The sequence below is a fragment of the Pseudoalteromonas sp. SWN29 genome (assembly GCF_015864465.1).
In the GTDB taxonomy this organism is placed as follows: Bacteria; Pseudomonadota; Gammaproteobacteria; order Enterobacterales; family Alteromonadaceae; genus Pseudoalteromonas.
In genome coordinates this window covers 15,833-37,028 of record NZ_JADYXE010000040.1, presented here as the reverse complement: position 1 = coordinate 37,028, position 21,196 = coordinate 15,833, and the positions used below count along the sequence as shown (strand labels likewise).

The 21,196-nt window shown below is 38.2% G+C and carries 18 protein-coding genes and 2 pseudogenes; 16 read left to right on the top strand and 4 right to left on the bottom strand.

What is annotated here, in order from left to right; translation table 11 throughout:
• Nucleotides 1–54: 54 nt before the first annotated feature.
• From I6F53_RS14985 to rlmM, 7 genes are all read left to right on the top strand, one after another.
• A complete protein-coding gene (locus I6F53_RS14985) occupies nt 55–882 on the top strand; it encodes a tetratricopeptide repeat protein (RefSeq protein WP_166419124.1) in 828 nt (275 codons plus the stop codon).
• Nucleotides 883–896: 14 nt separating this feature from the next.
• Complete coding sequence (locus I6F53_RS14980; RefSeq protein ID WP_166419123.1) at nt 897–2,150, top strand: DUF819 family protein; 1,254 nt, start codon at nt 897–899, stop codon at nt 2,148–2,150.
• Between the two features lie 9 nt (nt 2,151–2,159).
• Nucleotides 2,160–3,014, top strand: a complete 855-nt coding sequence (gene kdsA / locus I6F53_RS14975) for a 3-deoxy-8-phosphooctulonate synthase (RefSeq protein WP_166419122.1) — start codon at nt 2,160–2,162, stop codon at nt 3,012–3,014.
• Nucleotides 3,015–3,135: 121 nt separating this feature from the next.
• Complete coding sequence (locus I6F53_RS14970) at nt 3,136–4,038, top strand: transcriptional regulator GcvA (protein WP_166419121.1); 903 nt, start codon at nt 3,136–3,138, stop codon at nt 4,036–4,038.
• Nucleotides 4,039–4,040: 2 nt separating this feature from the next.
• A complete protein-coding gene (locus tag I6F53_RS14965) occupies nt 4,041–4,676 on the top strand; it encodes an alpha/beta family hydrolase (protein ID WP_197240078.1) in 636 nt (211 codons plus the stop codon).
• Between the two features lie 19 nt (nt 4,677–4,695).
• Nucleotides 4,696–5,064 (top strand): DUF423 domain-containing protein, encoded by a 369-nt coding sequence (locus I6F53_RS14960; protein WP_166419119.1) that lies wholly within the window; start codon nt 4,696–4,698, stop codon nt 5,062–5,064.
• Nucleotides 5,065–5,081: 17 nt separating this feature from the next.
• Nucleotides 5,082–6,167, top strand: coding sequence for a 23S rRNA (cytidine(2498)-2'-O)-methyltransferase RlmM (gene rlmM, locus I6F53_RS14955; RefSeq protein WP_197240077.1), 1,086 nt, complete (start codon nt 5,082–5,084; stop codon nt 6,165–6,167).
• A 46-nt stretch (nt 6,168–6,213) separates the two neighbouring features.
• Here rlmM and cysZ (I6F53_RS14950) read toward each other — a convergent pair whose 3' ends face one another.
• Nucleotides 6,214–6,924 (bottom strand): sulfate transporter CysZ, encoded by a 711-nt coding sequence (gene cysZ, locus I6F53_RS14950; protein WP_197240087.1) that lies wholly within the window; start codon nt 6,922–6,924, stop codon nt 6,214–6,216.
• Nucleotides 6,925–7,276: 352 nt separating this feature from the next.
• On the opposite strand from cysZ (I6F53_RS14950), the gene I6F53_RS14945 reads away from it, so the two are divergent.
• Together I6F53_RS14945 and I6F53_RS14940 are read left to right on the top strand one after the other, a co-directional pair.
• Nucleotides 7,277–7,630 (top strand): YkgJ family cysteine cluster protein, encoded by a 354-nt coding sequence (locus I6F53_RS14945; protein ID WP_165728894.1) that lies wholly within the window; start codon nt 7,277–7,279, stop codon nt 7,628–7,630.
• A gap of 560 nt (nt 7,631–8,190) precedes the next feature.
• The gene (locus tag I6F53_RS14940; protein WP_197240076.1) at nt 8,191–9,750 is read left to right on the top strand and encodes a BCCT family transporter; all 1,560 of its coding nucleotides are present in this window, start codon (nt 8,191–8,193) and stop codon (nt 9,748–9,750) included.
• Nucleotides 9,751–10,482: 732 nt separating this feature from the next.
• Here I6F53_RS14940 and cysZ (I6F53_RS14935) read toward each other — a convergent pair.
• A pseudogene (gene cysZ, locus I6F53_RS14935) lies at nt 10,483–10,911 on the bottom strand (sulfate transporter CysZ); the annotation flags it as partial.
• A 726-nt stretch (nt 10,912–11,637) separates the two neighbouring features.
• Between cysZ (I6F53_RS14935) and I6F53_RS14930 the strand changes: the two are divergent.
• The 7 genes from I6F53_RS14930 to speB all read left to right on the top strand — a co-directional run bounded on the left by I6F53_RS14930 (nt 11,638) and on the right by speB (nt 19,727).
• The gene (locus I6F53_RS14930) at nt 11,638–13,902 is read left to right on the top strand and encodes a sensor domain-containing phosphodiesterase (protein WP_166419115.1); all 2,265 of its coding nucleotides are present in this window, start codon (nt 11,638–11,640) and stop codon (nt 13,900–13,902) included.
• Between the two features lie 187 nt (nt 13,903–14,089).
• Complete coding sequence (locus I6F53_RS14925) at nt 14,090–14,551, top strand: GNAT family N-acetyltransferase (protein WP_166419114.1); 462 nt, start codon at nt 14,090–14,092, stop codon at nt 14,549–14,551.
• 244 nt (nt 14,552–14,795) lie between these two features.
• Entirely contained in the window at nt 14,796–15,665 is an 870-nt protein-coding gene (locus I6F53_RS14920; protein WP_166419113.1) for an MYG1 family protein, read from the top strand.
• Nucleotides 15,666–15,727: 62 nt separating this feature from the next.
• Nucleotides 15,728–16,060: a YnfA family protein gene (locus tag I6F53_RS14915; protein ID WP_197240075.1), complete on the top strand. Its 333-nt coding sequence runs from the start codon at nt 15,728–15,730 to the stop codon at nt 16,058–16,060.
• Between the two features lie 72 nt (nt 16,061–16,132).
• A complete protein-coding gene (locus I6F53_RS14910; RefSeq protein ID WP_166419111.1) occupies nt 16,133–16,630 on the top strand; it encodes a hypothetical protein in 498 nt (165 codons plus the stop codon).
• Between the two features lie 256 nt (nt 16,631–16,886).
• The gene (gene speA, locus I6F53_RS14905; RefSeq protein ID WP_197240074.1) at nt 16,887–18,800 is read left to right on the top strand and encodes a biosynthetic arginine decarboxylase; all 1,914 of its coding nucleotides are present in this window, start codon (nt 16,887–16,889) and stop codon (nt 18,798–18,800) included.
• Nucleotides 18,801–18,803: 3 nt separating this feature from the next.
• The gene (gene speB, locus I6F53_RS14900) at nt 18,804–19,727 is read left to right on the top strand and encodes an agmatinase (protein ID WP_149613580.1); all 924 of its coding nucleotides are present in this window, start codon (nt 18,804–18,806) and stop codon (nt 19,725–19,727) included.
• A 54-nt stretch (nt 19,728–19,781) separates the two neighbouring features.
• Here the strand turns inward: speB and I6F53_RS14895 are convergent.
• Nucleotides 19,782–20,181: pseudogene (locus tag I6F53_RS14895) on the bottom strand (DoxX-like family protein).
• Nucleotides 20,168–21,190, bottom strand: a complete 1,023-nt coding sequence (locus I6F53_RS14890) for a M48 family metallopeptidase (RefSeq protein WP_197240073.1) — start codon at nt 21,188–21,190, stop codon at nt 20,168–20,170. Before I6F53_RS14890 ends, I6F53_RS14895 begins: the two are co-directional and overlap by 14 nt.
• Between the last annotated feature and the right edge of the window lie 6 nt (nt 21,191–21,196).

Sequence of the window (21,196 nt, the reverse complement as noted above, 5' to 3'; positions counted from 1 at the left end):
TAGCTTTAAAGTTAGGTAAACTACGCTTTCGTTTTCTAAAATGTTGCAGTATTAATGACTACCCTCGGGTTTGACGAACACGATGAATCTTATCTTGATGATGCTTACGATGAATTTACACCTCCAGCGATTTATCGCTGTATTAAAGCAGAGTCAAAATGGGACCCTCAGATAGATTTAACACCATGTTATGAAACTTTAACTGACTTTGAACAGCAAATTTCAGCGCTGTGTTTAAAAGTGAGTGATGAGCACGATCGTCTCGAAAAATTATTAGATATGTTTTACAGCGATTGGCTATTTAGTGCCTCAGGCTTAAAAGTGCCTGAATATAAATTAAATACACTAAGCTATACACTTTCTATGCGCAGTGGTTCACCTACAACACTGGCAGTTATACTTTGTCACTTTTTACAGCAAGCTAACTTTGACGCGAATCTTAGTCTTACACAAGGTGATGTTGGCGTACATGTGGCGATTAGTGATGAAGAAGGTTACATAATAGAGCCAAGTAGTGGACAACAAAGCTGGTATATCATCCCTGAAAATGCAGACGAAGATGATGGCCAAGAGCAAGAGCCACTCGAACTCATTTTTGATGATGAAGTATATAAGCTATTTTTAGCTCAGCAAAAATGGTCTTTCATTAGCGAAAACAAATTTGGTCACGCTTTAACCTGTGTAGAGATGCTAATGGAGCTAATAGGCGACGACCCGTATGAGAGACGCGACAGAGGTTACTTATTAAATCAGCTCGGTTGCCCTAAAATGGCACGTGATGATTTACAGTTTTTTGTAGATGAGTGTCCGGATGATCCTGCAATAGAGATAATTCAGCACCAAATTGAAGAACTAGAAGATAATAATAAAACGCACCATTAAGAATAGGAATAATTATGGTTGAAACTCAAAGTGCATTAATTACTAATGATGCCGTTGTGCTTGGTTTACTTGCTGTTATTTTGGGGTTTATTTTTAAAACTTCAAACAGTGAGCGTCCAGCTTTAAAACGATTTTACAAATACGTACCCGCTTTACTACTGTGTTACTTTTTACCCTCGTTATTAAATACTTTTGGTATTGTAGATGGTAATAAATCTAATGTTTACTATGTGGCTTCGCGCTATTTACTGCCTGCCTGTTTAATACTTCTTACAATAAGTATTGATTTAAAAGCCATTATTAACTTAGGCCCTAAAGCACTTATTATGTTTTTAGTGGGTACACTCGGGATTGTTATTGGCGGCCCATTAGCTATTTTAGTAGTGAGTGCATTTGATCCAAGTATTGTTGGCGGGCATGGACCTGATGCAGTATGGCGCGGTATGACAACTGTTGCGGGTAGCTGGATTGGCGGCGGTGCTAATCAAGCATCAATGAAAGAAATGTTTGAAGTTGGCGGTGATATATTTTCTGTAATGATTACAGTAGATGTAATTGTCGCTAATATTTGGATGGCTGTTTTATTGTTAATGGCAGCAAATCATAAAAAAATTGATGCTGCTACTGGTGCCGATACAAGCGCAATTGAAGATTTAAAAAAACGTGTTGAAGCCTATCACGCAGAACATGCACGTATACCTACACTTAACGATTACATGATGTTGCTTGCAATTGCATTTGGTATAACCGGTTTAGCGCATTTTTGCGCTGACTTTTTAGGTCCGTACTTTGGCACGACTTATGAGTGGGCAAAGGAATACAGCTTAAACAGCAAGTTCTTTTGGCTAATAGTTATATCGACAACGATTGGTATAGGCTTATCGTTTACTAAAGTAAGACAAATAGAAGCGTTTGGCGCTTCTAAAGTAGCCTCTAGCTTTTTGTATATTTTAGTTGCATCAATTGGTTTGCACATGAACGTAACCGCTATTTTTAATAACCCAGGGTTATTTTTAGTTGGCGCAATTTGGATGCTAGTGCATGCAAGCATAATGTTAATAGTAGCTAAACTTATTAAAGCACCGTTATTTTATATGGCCGTAGGCTCTCAGGCTAATGTGGGCGGCGCAGCATCTGCACCTGTTGTAGCATCTGCGTTTCATCCGTCATTAGCGCCTGTTGGTGTTCTGTTAGCTGTATTAGGTTACGGCGTGGGCACTTATATGGCTTATATTTGTGGATTAATGATGCAAGCAGTTGCACCGTAAGGAATTTAAATGAAAGACCAAATTATTAAAATTAATGAAATTGAACTGGCAAACAACAAACCGTTTGTATTGTTTGGTGGTATTAACGTATTAGAATCTCGCGACTTAGCTATGCGTGTTGCAGAGCATTACGTAGAAGTGACGACTAAATTAAATATTCCTTATGTATTTAAAGCATCATTCGATAAAGCTAACCGCTCTTCAATCAATTCGTATCGTGGTCCTGGTATGGAAGAAGGGTTAAAAATATTCGAAGAGATTAAAAACACGTTTAATATTCCTCTTATTACTGACGTACACGAACCACATCAAGCAGCACCTGTTGCTGAAGTTGTTGATGTAATTCAGTTACCAGCCTTTTTAGCACGTCAAACAGATTTAGTTGTGGCGATGGCTAAAACAGGTGCAATTATTAACGTGAAAAAACCACAGTTTTTAGCGCCGCATGAAATGCGCCACATCATTACTAAATTTAATGAAGCGGGTAATAATAACATCGCACTTTGTGAGCGTGGTTCTAGCTTTGGTTACAACAACCTAGTGGTTGATATGCTGGGTATGGATGACATGAAAGCAATGGCGCCTGTTATTTTTGATGCAACACATGCGCTACAACGCCCTGGTGGACGAGCTGACTCTGCTGATGGTCGTCGTGCACAAGCTGCAGAGCTTGCTCGCAGTGGTATGGCTTTAGGCATAGCTGGTTTATTTATTGAAGCGCATCCTAACCCTAACGAAGCTAAATGTGATGGCCCATGTGCACTAGCGCTTAGCAAGTTAGAAGGTTACTTAACGCAAATGAAAGCGGTTGATGATTTAATTAAAAGCTTTGCACCACTTGATACAAGTGCAAGCGATTTATAACTCAGCATAATGTTTATTAAAAAGCGACTTAAGTCGCTTTTTTTATGCCTTTAATATACACAAACTTATATGATGTATATAATCTCACGCATAAGAAAAACTAATTCTAAGCTTGGTTATTATGTCAAGACGAGTACCTCCATTAAACGCATTAAAAGCCTTTGAAGCGGCTGCGCGTCATTTAAGTTTTACTAAGGCTGCAGAAGAGCTTTATGTAACGCAGGCGGCAGTGAGTCATCAAATAAAAACACTTGAAGAGCATTTAGGTTTGAAGTTGTTTTTACGTAAAAATCGCTCTTTACTATTAACTGAAGAAGGCCAAGGCTATTTTTTAGATATTAAAGAGATTTTCACTCAGCTTATTGATGCAACTGAAAAGCTATTAGCGCGTGGTGCTAAAGGCTCACTAACAGTAAGTTTAACGCCAAGCTTTGCTATTCAGTGGTTAGTGCCTCGTTTGAGTTTATTTAATGAGTTGCATCCAGAAATAGACGTACGAATAAAAGCGCAAGACCAAGATGAAAATTCACTGACTGATGACGTAGACGTTGCTATTTACTATGGCCGAGGCCATTGGAATGGTGTTCAGGCATATAAACTTCATACCGAATACTTAGTACCACTTTGTAGCCCTATGTTGTTAAGCGGGCCAAAGCCGCTTGATCAACCTAGTGATTTAGCGCATCACACTCTATTGCACGACACGACACGTAAAAACTGGAAAACATGGATGAAAACCGCAGGTGTGCGTAATGTTCAAGTTAACCAAGGTCCTATATTTAGTCACTCATCTATGGTGCTTCAAGCTGCAGTACACGGGCAAGGTGTGGCAATAGGTAATAGTGTTTTAGCTAAACCTGACATAGATGCAGGGCGTTTGGTTATCCCATTTAATCACAGTTTAGAGAGTAAAAATGCGTATTATTTAGTGCTACGTGAATCGCAAACAGAGCTTGGCAAAATAGTCTCGTTTAAAGAGTGGATGTTGAGTTTAGTAGAGCATGAGCAGGAATATGAGTATTAATAATGATTGAATGGTTTAAAAGCACGGCGCGACCTGCAATTGCACAGTTTATATTTGCGCATGGGGCAGGCGCCGGTAGCGATTCTGACTTTATGCAACACATGGCAAAATTAATAAGCGAGCAAGGTGTTGATGTTGGTTTATTTGATTTTGAATATATGCAAATTGCTAAACAAACCAATAAACGCAGGCCGCCTGAACGAGCGCCAAAACTACTTATTTATTATGAACAAGTGCTAACGAATGCGCAGCCAGATTTACCTTTATTTATAGGCGGTAAATCGATGGGCGGTCGCATGGCATCAATGCTCGCATGTACCACTGAGCAGCCCGTTAAAGGTGTTGTTGCATTTGGGTATCCATTTCATCCGCCGGGTAAGCCAGAAAAACTACGCACCGACCATTTTGCTGATATTATTTGTCCTTTTTTAGTATTACAGGGCGAGCGAGATACATTTGGTACGCGTGAAGAACTGCTTACTATGCAAATGCCAAAGCAGCCTTTGCTTACATGGCTAACTGATGGCGATCACTCATTAAAGCCGCGTAAAAAAAGTGGTGTAACTGAACTGCAAAATAGAGAAACAGCGGCATTAAGGGCTGTTGAATTTATTAAGCAACAAATTGAGAAGTGTTAAAATTCGATTAGGAGGTTAAATGATAAAATTATTTTTAATGGCCGGCAGTATTTTTTGTATGCTTTCGGTTATGTTAGGTGCATTTGCTGCCCATGGTTTAAAAAGCCGTTTATCGGAGTATTCATTAGGGGTTTTTAAAACAGCTGCTGAGTATCAAATGGTGCATGGACTTGCATTGATTGCGGTGGCTATTTTAATTAAATGGGGCATAAACCTAAGTTGGGCTGGTGGCTTTTTTATAACGGGCACACTACTTTTTAGTGGCAGTCTATATTTACTCGCTCTAACAGGAATGAAGTGGCTAGGGCCGATAACACCACTTGGTGGGTTGTGCTTTATTATTGGTTGGATTGTTATTTTAGTGCAAGTTGCACGATTTAAGTTTTAAAGAGTTTAAGGGTTAATATGTCTAGTGTTGTGATTTTTTGTCGTAGTGGTTTTGAAAACGATGCCGCTGCTGAAATAACGTTTCATGCTGCAGAGCAAGGTTTTGCAGGGTATGTAAAAGCAAAACCAAATACAGGTTATGTTGTTTACGAATGTTTTGAAGCGCATCACAGCGACGAAATAATCAAAAAGGTCGATTTTAAAAACATGGTGTTTGCACGCCAATGGTTTGCCGGTACATTACTCGAAAATATGCCAGTGGAAGACCGTGTAAGCGCAGTAGTCGAAGCTGCTAAAGACTATACATTATGCTCAGAGCTACGCGTAGAAACGCCAGACACAAATGAAGGCAAAGAGCTTTTAACGTTCTGTAAAAAAATCTCAACACCGCTTAAAAAAGCCCTCGAAAAACAAAATACTGTACTGCGCGAGCCAAAAGCAAACCGCCCAGTAATGCATGTTATGTTTTTAACAAACAATACGGCTTACGTTGGTTACTCGTATAGCTTTAATAATTCTCCATTTTTTATGGGTATTTCACGCCTTCGTATGCCAAGCGATGCGCCGAGTCGTTCGACGTTAAAACTCGATGAAGCATTTAATGTATTTATTCCTGAGCAACAACGCGAATCACGCGTGGCTGCAGGTATGCGCAGTGTTGATTTAGGCGCATGCCCAGGTGGGTGGACTTATCAGCTTGTACGCCGTGGTATGTTTGTAAGCGCGATTGATAATGGCCCAATGAACGACGATTTAATGCAAACAGGACAAGTTAAACATTTTAGAGTTGACGGTTTTAAATATCGCCCAGAAAAAAGAAATATTACTTGGTTAGTGTGCGATATGGTGGAAAAACCGACCAAAGTGACTACGCTAATGATTGATTGGGCAGTAGCTGCATATGCAAAAGAGTTTATATTTAACTTAAAACTACCTATGAAAAAACGCTTTGATAGTGTTTATGAATGCCTCTCGATGATCAGAAAAGAGCTTGAGAAACAAGGTATTAATTACGAGTTACAAGCTAAGCATCTATATCATGATCGTGAGGAAATAACCGTTCATTTAAATGTAACTAAAGTGCCACAAAATCTATACAGCTAACATTTTCATGGGTAACAAAAATGGGTCGCTAGACCCATTTTTACTTTTAACTTCTGTATTTAGGCCTGTAACTATCAACCCATAAACGAGTTGCACCGCATACAGCCACAGGCATAACGATTAAGTTTATAACCGGGATTGCGGTTAGTAGCATTACGGCAAAACCAAACCCGTATGATAAACCTTGCTTAGATTTTAAATCGTCTTTCATCTGCTTAAAGCTAATTTTATGGTTATCAAACGCATAGTCTTCATACTGCACCGCGTACATCCAACAGGTAAACAAAACCCATAATATTTGGCCTATGACAGGTAAAACCCAAAGAAGTATGAAAAAGCCAATTGCGCGAGGCAGGTAATAACATAATTTTGTCCACTCACGGCCAAGCATTCTAGGCACATCTTTTAATAAATCGGCAAAGCCGTCATCATTAATTTTTTGACCCGTTAAATAAAGCTCAACTTTTTCGCTTAATAAAGCATTAAAGGGGGCTGCAATAAAATTAGTGATGACTGTAAATAACATGCCATAACTGAATATAGTGACGAATATAGCCGTCGGCCAGATAAGCCACTCTAACCAACTAAAGATGTCAGGTAGCCAGTTGATTAATGCAGTGATCCACTCTTCAAACTTTATAATTAAAAGAAACATTGAGCCAATAAAAAGCAAAATATTAATTAAAAGCGGGATAAGTACAAAACGCTTTAACCCCTTTTGGCTAATTAATTTAAATCCTGAAAAAAAATATTCCATACCTTGTGTGATCTGCACTGTAACCTCAAAAAATATTCACCATTAGTGACAGTATAAATAGCTGAGTAATTTTAAACAGTATTTTTAGGTAACAAAGTGTTTAAGTTAAATAATAACAACGGCCAGTTTACTATTTTCTCCTCCCAGCTTAATAAGCGACAATTAGTTTGCAAGCTGTATATATTAGCACTATGGCGTAATTAAACGCTAACTTAGCTTGATTTTTGGGCAGTGCAAAGCGTACTATAGCTGATCTAGCCACTCTAGGCTTAGGCATCGTTTTGATGCATTGTGGAGAAATTAGTAAAGTTGCCGCGTCAGTGCGTTGCAAAAATAAAGGGTATAAATAGTGATGTACAAAAATCAGGAAGTAATTTTACGATTGCGCGCTAATATTCCAGCGTTTGAATGCGTAAAAGGATGCCACGACTGCTGCGGGCCAGTAACAACATCTTCAGAGGAAATGTCGCGCTTACCGGTAAAAACAGATGCGGAGCATGAAGCGGCGTTAAACGAGTTCAATTGTGTGCATCTTGGTCCCAATGGCTGCACTGTATATGATGAGCGCCCATTAATTTGTCGCTTATTTGGTACTACGCCAAAAATGCCTTGCCCGAATGATCGTCGACCAGATGAGCCTGTTGACCCTAAAATTGAGCGCGAAGTACATCACTTTATAGCAAACACGCGTCAAGTATTAGTGTAAGTATCGTATTTATTAAAGTAATAGAGCGCTTATTAAGCGCTTTTTTTATGTGTGTTATACGCGTTGCTAATAATTTAGAAACTATCAATAAATTTACCCAAAATATTATCTTAGTTATTTTTACAAAAATACTATCAATACATATTAAATATATTGCGAGATTAATTATGCATTTGGCTATTAATATACTTAGCCTTATGTATCTTGTTCTATCGCTGTACTTTCCATCTCTTTATTTATATTGCTATTTCTGTTTTCCTAACCCCTTCAAAATTGTTGTTTTATATTTGTTTATTATTAAAAATAGCTGTAAGCAAGGCTTTACTATTGTGTAAATTTACTATTAATAATTAGAGTACCGTTGGATTAGGTGGCTGAAAAGGGTAAAATATTTACAAGTTGGCAGTTAAGATATTTGTTATGGCATTTTCTAAACTCGAAATAAAGTAAGATCGAAAGATAATTTAACCTTTTGATTCGCGTCGCTTCATTTCGTATTTAGGGTGGGTGTTGTGGTATGTCGCTATGTCGGTAACTAAAAATCCATCAAGAGACGATAAATGAGTACTACTGGAGTAACAAAACAACATGAGAATGAGCATTCATCTACAATAAAGTATTTGGCAGGGGTTGATATACCGGTATTTTTAATCAGTGGTGGCATTCTTGTGCTATTTGCTGTGCTAGCACTTTATGATATTGATTTGATGTCGAGTTGGATCAATACCGCTTTTGCTTTTTCTACTAAGACGTTTGGTGCCTTTTGGCAAATATTATTGCTTTCGACCTTTATAATTGGGTTGTTTCTAGCCTTTGGACGTACCGGAAAAGTGGTATTAGGTGGTTTAAAAAAGCCAGAGATTACCACCTTTAAGTGGATCAGCATTATTATGTGTACACTCCTTGCTGGTGGTGGGGTGTTTTGGGCTGCTGCTGAGCCCATGGCACATTTTATTTCGCCGCCGCCAATTTTTGGTGGTGAATCAGGCACTAAAGAGGCTGCATTTAATGCTTTAGCGCAAAGCTTTATGCATTGGGGATTTTTAGCCTGGGCTATTTTAGGTAGTCTGACTGGCATAGTTTATATGCATTTACATTACGAAAAAGGTTTACCGCTTAAGCCGCGTACTTTGTTGTATCCGGTATTTGGCGATCGCGTAATGAAAGGCGCATTTGGTGCTATTGTCGATTCGTGTTGTGTTATAGCTGTAGTAGCAGGCACGGTAGGCCCTATTGGTTTTTTAGGGTTGCAAGTAAGTTTTGGTTTAGAAAAGCTATTTGGTATTCCAGATACTTACACCACTCAAGTGGCCATTTTGTTTAGTTTAATTGCAATTTATACTCTATCTGCCGTAAGTGGTGTTACTAAAGGAATTCAATTACTCAGTCGCTTTAATGTAATTTTAGCTGTGGCGTTAATGTTGTTTATTTTACTGATGGGGCCTACAGGCTTTATTTTTGATAGCTATATTCATTCGTTTGGGCTTTATATTAATAACTTTATACCTATGGCCACTTTTCGTGCCGATACTGCCTGGTTAGACTGGTGGACAGTATTCTTTTGGGGCTGGTTTTTAGGTTACGGGCCTTTAATGGCTATGTTTGTTGCACGAATTTCGCGAGGCCGTACTATTCGCGAAATGATCACGCTTATCTCAATAATTGCTCCTGTTATTACTTGTTTTTGGTTTACGATAGTGGGTGGTTCTGGTATATTTTTTGAGTTAGCAAACCCGGGTGTTATTTCAGAACCCTTTGCGGGCTTAAATTTACCCGCTGCACTGTTGGCCATTACTGAGCAGCTGCCTATGGGCTTTGTTATATCGGTGTTGTTTTTAATTTTAACCACAATATTTGTAGCAACCACGGGTGACTCCATGACCTACTCTGTATCTATGGTAATGACGGGTAACGATCATCCGCAAACACCCGTTAGAGTGTTTTGGGGCATTATGATGGGGGTTATGGCAGCAATATTAATTTCGATAGGTTCAGGTGGTATTTCTGCACTGCAGTCGTTTATTGTAGTAACCGCCGTACCTGTATCATTTGTGTTGTTACCATCACTTTGGACTGCCCCACAAATTGCGAAAAAAATGGCTACTGAGCAAGGTTTATAAGCAATAGGTATTAAAGCTAAATAAAGGATTGATTGCCCAACGTGAGGTAATCAATCTTATTTATAGGTTAGCGCCCCCGGCATCGAGTCTAGAGTGGTCGGGGTTTTCTACCAAGACCCCACACCGAGATAATTTATTTTTAGCCAAATATCTTCGTCAATTCCGATCCCATGATTAACTGAGTGATTTTTGTTTTTTTCAATTTTTTCAGCGCTAATCATATAACTGTTATCACTTTGAAGTGAGGTAGTTATACCAACCTGCATAAATATTTGATCAATTTAACGAATTAAATTGCACTATAACGTTGTTAAAAATTTTTTATTTAGAATAACTTGATACAAAAATTTTTGCCTAGTTCTAGCGTAATTATCTTAACGTTAAATAGACCCCCTATATAAGCAGATTGGTATTAAATCGACCCTTGAACTACAAATAATGGTTAACGCTTGCTTGTTATCAGTGGTTATTAAGTTGGTTACACCGCTGCTATAGCTAGGGTAACGTCTACCTAAAACGCCCGCATAAAGTAATGCTAATACGACTAATCTGTATGTTCTTTTTATTATTTAGTGCACTTAATAGCGATAAGCCTAGTCCTAGAAGCAAAATAGGGGCGGGTATAAAAGCAGGATAAATCAATACTAAAATTGGCGTAGCAATAACCCCTAAGCCAAAACCAAGTAAACTTTGCAGTGCAGCAGCACCAGCAATAAGGGTTAAAGCAAGGATTCAAATTAAAGGCTCGGTGAGCATAATCACACAGCAAATAGGCATAACGATTAAGTTTATAAATGGTATAGCGGTTAATAACATAACAGCAAAACCAAATCCGTACGATACACCTTGCTTAGCTTTTAAATCGTCTTTCATCTGCTTAAAGTCAATTTTATGGTTATCAAACGCATAGTCTTCGTATTGCACCGCACACATCCAACACGTAAATAAACCCCATAATACTTGACCAATGACCGGTAAAACCCAAAGTAATATAAAAAAGCCAATAGTGCATAGAGGGTAGTAGCACAGCTTTGTTCACTCACGGGCAAGCATTCCAGGTACATCTTTAACTAATTCAGAAAAGCCGTCATCGCTAATTTTTTGGCCCGTTAAATAAAGCTCAACTTTTTCGCTTAATAAAGCATTGAATGGGGCTGTAATACCAACCTGCATAAATCTTTGATCAATTTAACGAATCAAATTGCACTACAACGTCGTTAAAAGTTTTTTATTTAGAACAACTAGATACAAAAATTTTTGCCTAGTTCTAGCGTAATTTTCTTAACGTTAAATAGACCCCATATATAAGCAGATTGGTATAATAAAATTAGTGATTATAGTAAATAGCATGCTGCAGCCAAATAATACGACGCAAAACTGCGATTGGCCACATTAACTACTCTAGCCAGCTTAACCACTCGGGTAGTATGTTATTTATGTAGCTAAAACAGTCGTTTAACCAGAAAAATAAAAAAACGAGCTATCAAATAGTAAAATATTAATTAAAAGCGGGATAAGCACAAAACGCTTTAACCCTTTTTGGCTAATTAATTTAAATCCTGAAAAAATATTCCATACCTTGCGTGATCTGCACTGTAACTTCAAAAATATTTTCCATTAGTGACAGTTATAAATAGCTGAGTAATTTTAAACAGTATTTTTAGGTAACAAAGTGTTAGCTTTAATGTTGCTATTTTGGTTATATGGTAACTACAGATGTTTAGTAATATGCAATTATGATTGATCAAAATAGGTCAGATTAGTTTTTTATTAATAAAATAATAAACTTACTAATCATGACTATACTGAACTTTACTCCATAGTAAAAAAGCATCTGCTTGAGGCTTTTGTTGTATCAATATGTATAAATAATGCGAGCAAGTAAAAATGGGTACGGACAGGTTAAAAAAGTTATTATCTCACCAGCAAGGCATTTTATCTAAAATTGCATTAGGGGCACCTTTAAATGAGGTGCTTACTGAAATTTGTTTATCGATAGAAAAAATTATGGATGATGAATCTGCTAGGTGTTCCATTTTATCAGCTAAAGGCGAGCAGCTTTTTCATTGTGCAGCCCCAAATATTCATCCAGAGTACTGTGGTTTGCTTAATGGAGTTTACATAGGGCCAAAAGTGGGTTCATGTGGTACTGCTGCATTTTCGAAATCGCGCATAATTGTAGAAAATATTGAAACTTCACCACTGTGGGAGGACTTTAAAGACTTAGCGTTAAAGTTTGATCTTAAGTCATGTTGGTCAACGCCTATTATGTCAACTCAAGCTGATTTGTTAGGCACCTTTGCTATTTACCATAGCAGCCCTAAAATTCCATCAAAACAAGATTTAGAATTAATAGATTTTTTTGTACACTTTTCAAGTATCGCTCTTGAAAAAAGTAACGAATTTGAAAAGGCAAAACAGCTTGTCGCTAATTTACAGCACAGTAATGAAAAATTTAAAGCCTTTACCAAAGTAATGCCCGATCTCATCCTTATTTTAAGCGAAGAGGGCGTATATACCGATGTTTATGGTACCTCTAATGAGTTACTGCTTGAGTCGACGGTAGATATTATTGGTGAAAATGTTAAAGGCTTACTTCCTCAAAAAGATGCGCAAATGATAATGGCAGTCATTGCAAAAACGTTGTCGACTAACGATATGCAAATCTTTGAATATGAATTAAATGTCCCGAAGGGGAGTATAGTTTTTGAAGGACGAGCCGCTGCTTTAGATCATTACCACCCTGAGAACCCGACAAAAAGGCATATTGTATGGATGGCCAGGGATATTTCAATAAGGAAAAAAGCAGAGCAAGAAGTTCATAAGCTCGCATTTTATGACCCACTCACCAATCTGCCAAATAGAAGAATGCTTAGTGATAGGTTAAACACGTGCGTAGAGAGCATAAAAAGTATAAAAAATATTGGAGCTTTATTATTTTTAGACCTAGATAACTTTAAGCGTATTAATGATTCGTTGGGGCACAGTGCCGGAGACGAAGTACTTGTAGAGCTATCAAAAAGATTAAACGCCATAATCAAAAGCTCAGACACGTTAGCTAGAGCCGGTGGCGATGAGTTTATTATTTTACTTGAAGATATAGGTGAAAATACAAAGCAGGCAATTTATGAATGCGAATCCGTGACTAAAAAAATTCAGAGCGTGTTTCATGATAATTTTGAAGTCGGCGAACTTGCCTTTCAAGTAAGTTGCAGCATAGGTATTTGCCTAATAGACAGCGTAAATGCACAAACTGACAATATATTAAAGTTTGCCGATACTGCTATGTATCGCTCTAAAAAGAAAGGCGGAAACAGCAGTAGTTTTTACGATCCAGCGTCGCAAACTCTGCTGGAAAAGCAAACTGAGCTTGAAACCGACATTGTTAGAGCTATTGCTTCTGATGAGTTTTGTGCTTATTTTCAGCCACAAGTTAATACTTGCGGAGATATTATTGGAGCTGAAGCGCTAATTAGATGGAACCATCCGCAAAGAGGCCTGATAGCACCAAATGAATTTATACCTATAGCCGAGCAGTACGGACTTATACAAAAACTACAAAATGCAGTATTACGCGATATATGTATTTTAATTAATGAACTTAAAGAAGCCAGCGCTATTGACGATTCGTTCTGTGTTTCAATTAATATTAGCCAAAGTCAGTTTAATTCATCAAATTTAAAAAAGGAGCTGTTTAGTACTATAAGCGAGTTTGATATTCGAGCTTCACAAATTAAGTTAGAAATAACCGAGTCGATGATCTCAAACGATATAGAATATACAATTAAACAAATGAAAGAGCTTATTGCTGCAGGCTTTTTGTTTTCGATTGATGATTTTGGAACTGGGTATTCTTGCTTAGCTTATTTAAGTGCGTTTCCTGTTAAAGAACTAAAAATAGATAAGAGCTTCATTGATAAAATTTTAGACAATGACATTGGTTTTAATATCGCGCAAACAATTATCAGCTTAGGAAAAAGCTTAAACTTAGCGGTAGTGGCAGAAGGTGTAGAAACCGCTGAGCAGTACAATTTACTTAAAAAAATGAATATTGATTCGATGCAAGGTTACTTAATCGCAAAACCAATGGATAAGGATCGCTATTTAAAATGGCATAACGCTAAAAATAAGCCTCACAATCTCATTACTTAAAGCTCAACGCAATTTAATAGCAATAATCTAACTGCTCATTTTGGTACTGGATTATTTATTGCTCTTAGTGATGAAATTTCACAATGCAGTCTCCCCTAAAGATTTTTTTGTTAAACAGTGCTAAGCTACGCCCGCTTAAATATATTATTTAAAGCTTAATCAACTTATAACAATGAATGGAAGCTTTATGCAGTTAGTCGATTTGAACCCTAATGACCCCGATGTAGTCAATGTATTTGATGATATAGACCGACTTATAAACTCTTTATATCCTGTTGCTACCGCGCAGTCTCTTGAGTTAGACGAATTAACCTCACCTAATGTATATGCTATTGGTTTAAAAACCGAAGAGGGAATTATAGCCTGCGGTGCGATTGTAGAGAAATTTGATACTCAACCTTATGGCGAAATAAGACGTTTGTACGTTAAACCAAGCCATCGTGGTAAAGGGCTATCGAGACGTATTATGCAAATTTTATTGCATCAAGCTGGTGAAAAGCAAATCCCGTTAATACGTTTAGAAACAGGCCCAAAGCAAATTAAATCGATCAGTTTATATGAAAATTTAGGCTTTAAACGTTGTGGCAGCTTTGGCTCATATGTCGATAATCCACAAAGTGTATTTATGGAACTAGGGCTTAGCCAATAAGTTAACTAGCTATGCGGCATGTTAAAGTTTAACGTGTCGTAAATATCCTTCCCTACAATCACCCATTATTACCTTGCAATAAACGCTATTCTTAAAACTAATCACTATAAAAACTCCTTTTATAGATAAGCAAAAAATACTTCACTGTTTTTAACACCTGTCTTCGTATAAAATCTGTCTCGATAATTAGTAATTAACTTACAAAGCGAGAATTTTTATCTTTTCTAATAGTAGCGATAAACCAATGAGCGAAATAACAGTAGTAACCCACAATGGTAATTTTCATGCAGACGACGTTTTTAGTATTGCGGTACTTAAACATATTTTGCCAGCGTTTAAGCTTGTTCGTACTCGCGATAAAGCGCTTATAGAAAGTGCTGATATTGTTGTTGATGTAGGCGGCGAATATAACCCAGATACAGGTCGATTTGATCATCACCAACGCGGTGGTGCGGGTGAGCGTGAAAATGGTACTCCTTTTTCATCATTTGGTTTAATTTGGAAAAAGTACGGTTTAATGCTTTGTAATGATAATCAAGCAGTAGCAGATAGAGTTGACTCTGGTTTAGTATCGACTATTGATGCCATTGACTGCGGTTATGTAAAAGGCGTAGTTGAGGGCATAACACTGAGCCAAACAATTTCAATGTTTAACCCTACATGGGAAGAAGAAAGTAACTTTGATGCCTGTTTTGATGAGGCTGTTGAATTTGCAGCGCGTATGCTAACGCGTTTTATCGCTTCAGCTCACGGTAGTGTTAATGCAAAAGCGATTGTTGCTAAAGCAATTGAAAATGCAGAAGATGCTCGAGTAATCGTGCTTGAAAAATACACCCCATGGAAAAAAACAGTGCATATTTTATCAAGCGATGCGTTATACATGGTTTATCCGTCGCATTCAGGGCAGTGGATATTACAAACAGTGCCAGTTGAGCCAGGCTCATTTGAAGATAGAAAATCGCTTCCTAAAACATGGTCAGGCCTATCTGATGAATCTTTTGTAGATGAAACAGGTATTGAAGACGCTGTGTTCTGTCACAATGGTTTATTTATAGCGGGTACTAAGTCGTTTGAAAGTACAATGAAGCTTGCCGCAATGGCATTAGCTGAATAAGTAAAATAGCTAAGTAACAACATTTGTACGTTACTTAGCTAATTAAATTACGTGAGAACGTTATGTTTGAAGTAAAAACTATCGCGCTATTTGTCATAACTGCTCTTGCCGAAATTATTGGCTGTTACCTTCCTTATCTTTGGCTTAAAGAGGATAAAAGTATATTACTTTTAATTCCTGGTGCTTTAAGTTTAGCTTTATTTGCTTGGTTATTATCTCTCCACCCTGATGCAGCAGGTCGTGTATATGCAGCTTATGGCGGCGTATATATTTGTGTTGCGCTATTATGGTTATGGGTTGTTGATGGCGTAAAGCTCACTATGTGGGATGGTATTGGTGGAGCTGTTGCTTTACTGGGTATGGCCATTATTATGTTTGCACCTAAAAGTGTTTAATCTCGTCCAATTTCCTTTTGTTAAAATATCCTATACTCAAATAAATTAAACTGCAGAGATAGGAAGCCAACTATGAATATTTACAAATCACTGCTTTTACTCTTTGGCTGCCTTGTTTTGATAACTGCTTGTAGTAAAAATCCTTTAAAAACCAATGTTATTACCTCGATACCTACGCCTTGGTGGGAGCCATTAACGCCTGATGTTGTTATTAATAACAATGAATTTTATTTACAAGGTTGCTCGTCTATCACTCGGGTTGCTAGTGAAGGCAGTATAAAAACAGCAAGCATTATTTTGAATATACCTACTCGGTTATTGTCTAGCTGCCCAGAAAATCAAAGCAATAAACGCCTTAAATACGATGGCATGTATCTTACATTGACGCTTTGCAGGGTGGCATTTGGCGCTGGTGGCTGCGCAGATGAGCGCTATAGAACTCTTAATTTTGTTAATTGGGAAGAGTATATAGGTATTACATGGCTCAAAAGTGAAAAGTACGAAGCATGGCGCAAACTTGGATCTACATCTTCAAAAGCAGACTCAATAACCAAAGTAGTAATTAATTAAGCAAAAATTTATATAATTTTGGAAGTGAAACTCACCATCATAACCCGCTATATACTGCCAATCATAAAGTTAATTAGCAGCTAAGCCTTATTAATTAAGGGCTCGTTGGCTGTGTAATAAAGTGGGTATTTATAATCTTAAAAATTACTCGTTACGAGTAAAAATACTTGTTGGACTTGAATCCCTATTTTTCTTTTAATGCGCGCAATCAGCCGATACTCACTATTGGCATTCATCAAATAAAAGAGAAAGATAAATGAAAGAAACAACATCACTAGAACAAGCTCGTACGAGCTACAATGTTCGTCATTGGAGCCAAGGTTTTTTTGGTATTAATGATCAAGGTGATGTGTATGTGGCGCCAAAGGCACATGCCCCAGAGCAAACTATTGCATTAACAGATATCGCAAAACAACTACAAGATAAAGGTTTAAGCCTACCTGCTTTAGTTCGTTTTCCGCAAATTTTACACCATCGTGTACACAGCTTATGCGGCGCATTTAATACTGCGATCGAAAACTATGGTTACCCTAAAGATTACCTATTAGTTTACCCAATAAAAGTAAACCAACAACGTGAAGTAGTTGAAGAAATAGTAGCAAGCCAAGCACAAGTAGAAAAAAAGCAACTTGGTTTAGAAGCAGGCAGCAAGCCTGAACTACTCACAGTATTAGCACTGGCTGAAAAAACCAGCGCCGTTATTGTATGTAATGGCTACAAAGATAAAGAATACGTACGTTTAGCACTGATTGGCGAAAAGCTAGGTCATAAAGTGTATATCGTTCTTGAAAAGCTTTCTGAGCTAGACATGGTACTTAGCCAAGCAAAAGAGCTTAACGTAAAACCACGCATTGGTATTCGCGTACGTTTAGCGTCGCAAGGTAAAGGTAAGTGGCAAGCAAGTGGCGGCGAAAAGTCAAAATTTGGTTTATCTGCATCGCAAGTTTTACACGTAGTAAATCGTTTAAAAGACGCAAACCAACTTGATTTATTGCAGCTAGTACATTTTCACTTAGGGTCGCAAATGGCAAACATTCGTGACGTACGTTTAGGCGTGAGTGAAGCTGCACGCTTTTACTGCGAACTACGTAAACTAGGCGCAGAAATTGATTGCCTTGATGTAGGCGGTGGCTTAGCTGTTGATTATGATGGAACACGTAGCCAATCGCATAACTCTATGAATTACAGCTTAGCTGAATATGCAAATAACATTGTGTACACCATTGGTGATACATGTAAGCAATATGAGCAACCAATGCCGACTATTATTTCTGAGTCGGGTCGTGCGCTTACGGCGCATCATGCTGTGCTTATTTCTAATGTTATTGGTACTGAGAGTTACACGCCAGAAGATTTAATCGCGCCAGTAGCAGATGCACCACTTTTATTAAAAAACATGTGGGCGTCGTTTGTACAGTTAACTGATTTAACAGATGACCGTGCATTAATTGAAATTTATCACGACAGCCAAGGTGATTTAGCTGAAGCGCACAACCAGTTCGCATTAGGTTTACTCGATTTATCGCAACGTGCGTGGGCTGAGCAAATTAATATTCGTATTTGTTACGAACTTAATAAGCATATGGATAATAAAAACCGTTTTCATCGTCCTATTATTGACGAGTTAAACGTACGTTTAGCCGATAAGTTTTTTGTAAACTTCTCGTTATTTCAATCGCTTCCAGATGCATGGGGTATTGATCAAGTGTTTCCGGTATTGCCATTAAGTGGCTTAACTGAAGCACCAAAAAAACGTGCTGTATTACTTGATATAACCTGTGACTCAGACGGCGCACTTGAGCATTACGTAGATGGGCAAGGCATTGAAAGCACATTACCAGTACCAGAGTTTAGTGCTGATAAACCATACTTAATGGGCTTTTTCTTGGTGGGTGCTTATCAAGAAATTTTAGGCGACATGCATAACTTGTTTGGCGATACGCACAGCGCGATTGTTAATATGGATGAGCAAGGCGTTGCTAGTATTACTGAAATAAACCAAGGCGATACGGTTGCCGATATGATGCGCTATGTACATTTAGATGTTGAGAGTTTTCAGCAATCATACGAGCACTTAGTAAGCACTAAACTTGAAAAACACGAACAGCAAAGCGTTTTAGACGAGTTGCAAAGCGGCCTTGATGGCTACACTTATTTAGAAGAGTTATAAGCAATGTCGACTTTGTTTGGTCACGCAGATCACTCATTGTACTCAAATGGGATGACGTTTTTGCGTCGTCCTATGGTGCAAAATATTAATGCAATTGATGCTGACGTAGTGGTTTTAGGCTTACCGTTTGATTTAGCGACATCGGGTCGCCCTGGTGCGCGCTTAGGTCCTGATGCCATTCGCAGAGCATCGGTTCATTTAGCATGGGAAGACACTAAATACCCGTGGACGTTTCCGTTGTTTGAGCGTTTAAAAGTGGCAGACGCAGGGGACTTTACTTACCCTGTTGGCGATCCTGAGTATTTTACTGCGCAGCTAGAAATGGCTGCTGAGCAAATACTTCGCCAAGGTAAAACGCTATTAGGTTTAGGGGGCGATCACTTTGTGACGCTTCCGCTATTACGTGCTCATGCAAAAATACATGGCAAAATGGCATTAGTACATTTTGATGCGCACACAGATACCTATAGTAACGGCTCGCGTTTTGATCACGGCACTATGTTTTATCATGCGCCAATGGAAGGGCTGATAGATGTTGAACGCAGTATACAAATAGGTATTCGTACTGACTTTGATCAAAGTAAACACGAGTTTGCTGTGATTGACGCGATGCAAGCTAACGATTTACATGCAAATGATATTGCAGCGCAAATACTTGAGCGAGTAGGTGACTTACCTGTTTACTTAACGTTTGATATAGATTGTTTAGACCCTGCGTTTGCGCCTGGTACAGGCACTCCTGTGTGTGGTGGTTTAACGTCAGATAAAGTACTTAAAGTACTGCGTGCGCTAAAAGGCATAAACATGGTGGGTATGGATGTGGTAGAAGTATCACCTTCGTATGACCAAAGTGAGCTTACTGCTATTGCCGCAGCAACCATTGCGAGCGAATTATTACATTTGTGGACACATAAAAATAAGTACTAATTTTATAAATTTTGTACTACAAAAAAAGGTATGCGCAGGCATACCCTTTTTTAGTTAGAGGTATCGATTATTCAGCAGCTTAATCTCTTTTAACCAAATAAAGCTTAAGGCAATAAGCGGCAGGTTAGTAGTTACAGGGTTAAATGCTTCAATAAGTAATTGTGGCTGCATTACAACTACAGCGAGTAAAAGGCCAATTAACGCTAAAATATTTAAGATTACTAAGTACTTATGTTTATAAAACATAAATAAACACAATCCAAATATAATTTCGCCAACACCCGCCGAACGTGTAATTAAGTCAGACACTTCTGCTGAAAAACCAGCACTGCCAGTCATTAATTTTTCAAGTGGTGCAATATGGTAAAGCTTTGGGAAAAAGCCATGATATATCCAACTTAAACTACACTATGTAGCGAGCAAGTTGAATATAACCGCGATTATTTCCTAGCATTATCAATACGCTCTTGAGCGCTTGGGTGGCTAGATAAATACTCTAATAAGTTATTCACTTTTTCGAGATGTTCGTTTTCGCTAGTATGTGCATTTTGCAGAGCTTCAATTGCATCAGCAAAATCATTACTCGAATACCCTAAGTGTTCAAGTTGTATGAGCGCAAAACTATCGGCTTCACGTTCCATATCACGTGAAAATCCTTGCTGAGCAAACGAGGCACCCGTACCTAATGCAACCTCTGCAACACCTTCTAAATCACCAAATACAACCGCTAACACAATCGTACTTGCGGCAGATTGCGCTGTAATACGTACGCTATGCTGGTGGACTACATGGCCCATTTCGTGTAGCAATACCGCTTTTAGCGCATTGGGTTTATCGGCAAGTAAATTGGCTAACTCATCGGTGACGACTATACGCCCATGGGGTAGTGCAAACGCATTAGCACCAAAGCTGTCTGATTTATAAAACGATAATCTATAAACTGATTGATCAAGCGATAACGCATTAAGCATACTTTTAAAGTGTGCTTGTACCTTAGCTTGCTGCTCTGCGGGTAGCTCACTTGGGTCAAGCGCAATTTTTTTAATAAGGGTAAAACTCTGCTCACCCATTTGCTCTACAACACTACGCGGTAGGGTATCAACACTATAAACAGCAATGGCAGGTACCGCTTTATAAAGTACTAACCACATAAACAGTGGCGTAAAAATTACGGCGGCTAAAATGGCCCATTTACTTTTTTCGAGGCGCTCCATTATGTGATGGTTATTTTCTTTAAATGGCCATCTGTAACTTACATCTTGAGGAATAAAACGACTGCCATCTTCAAAGTTTAGTTCGTCAGCAAGTCCTGCCATTCCCGAACTTAATTTTAGACTTGAGACTGCGTGACGAGCAATAACATATTCATCGTTAATAATTTCAATGTGTGTGTCGCTAATAGTTGCAACACACACTTGATAGTTACTCGATGCTTTGGGAAAAAAATGTCCCTTTACATGCATAGTGAG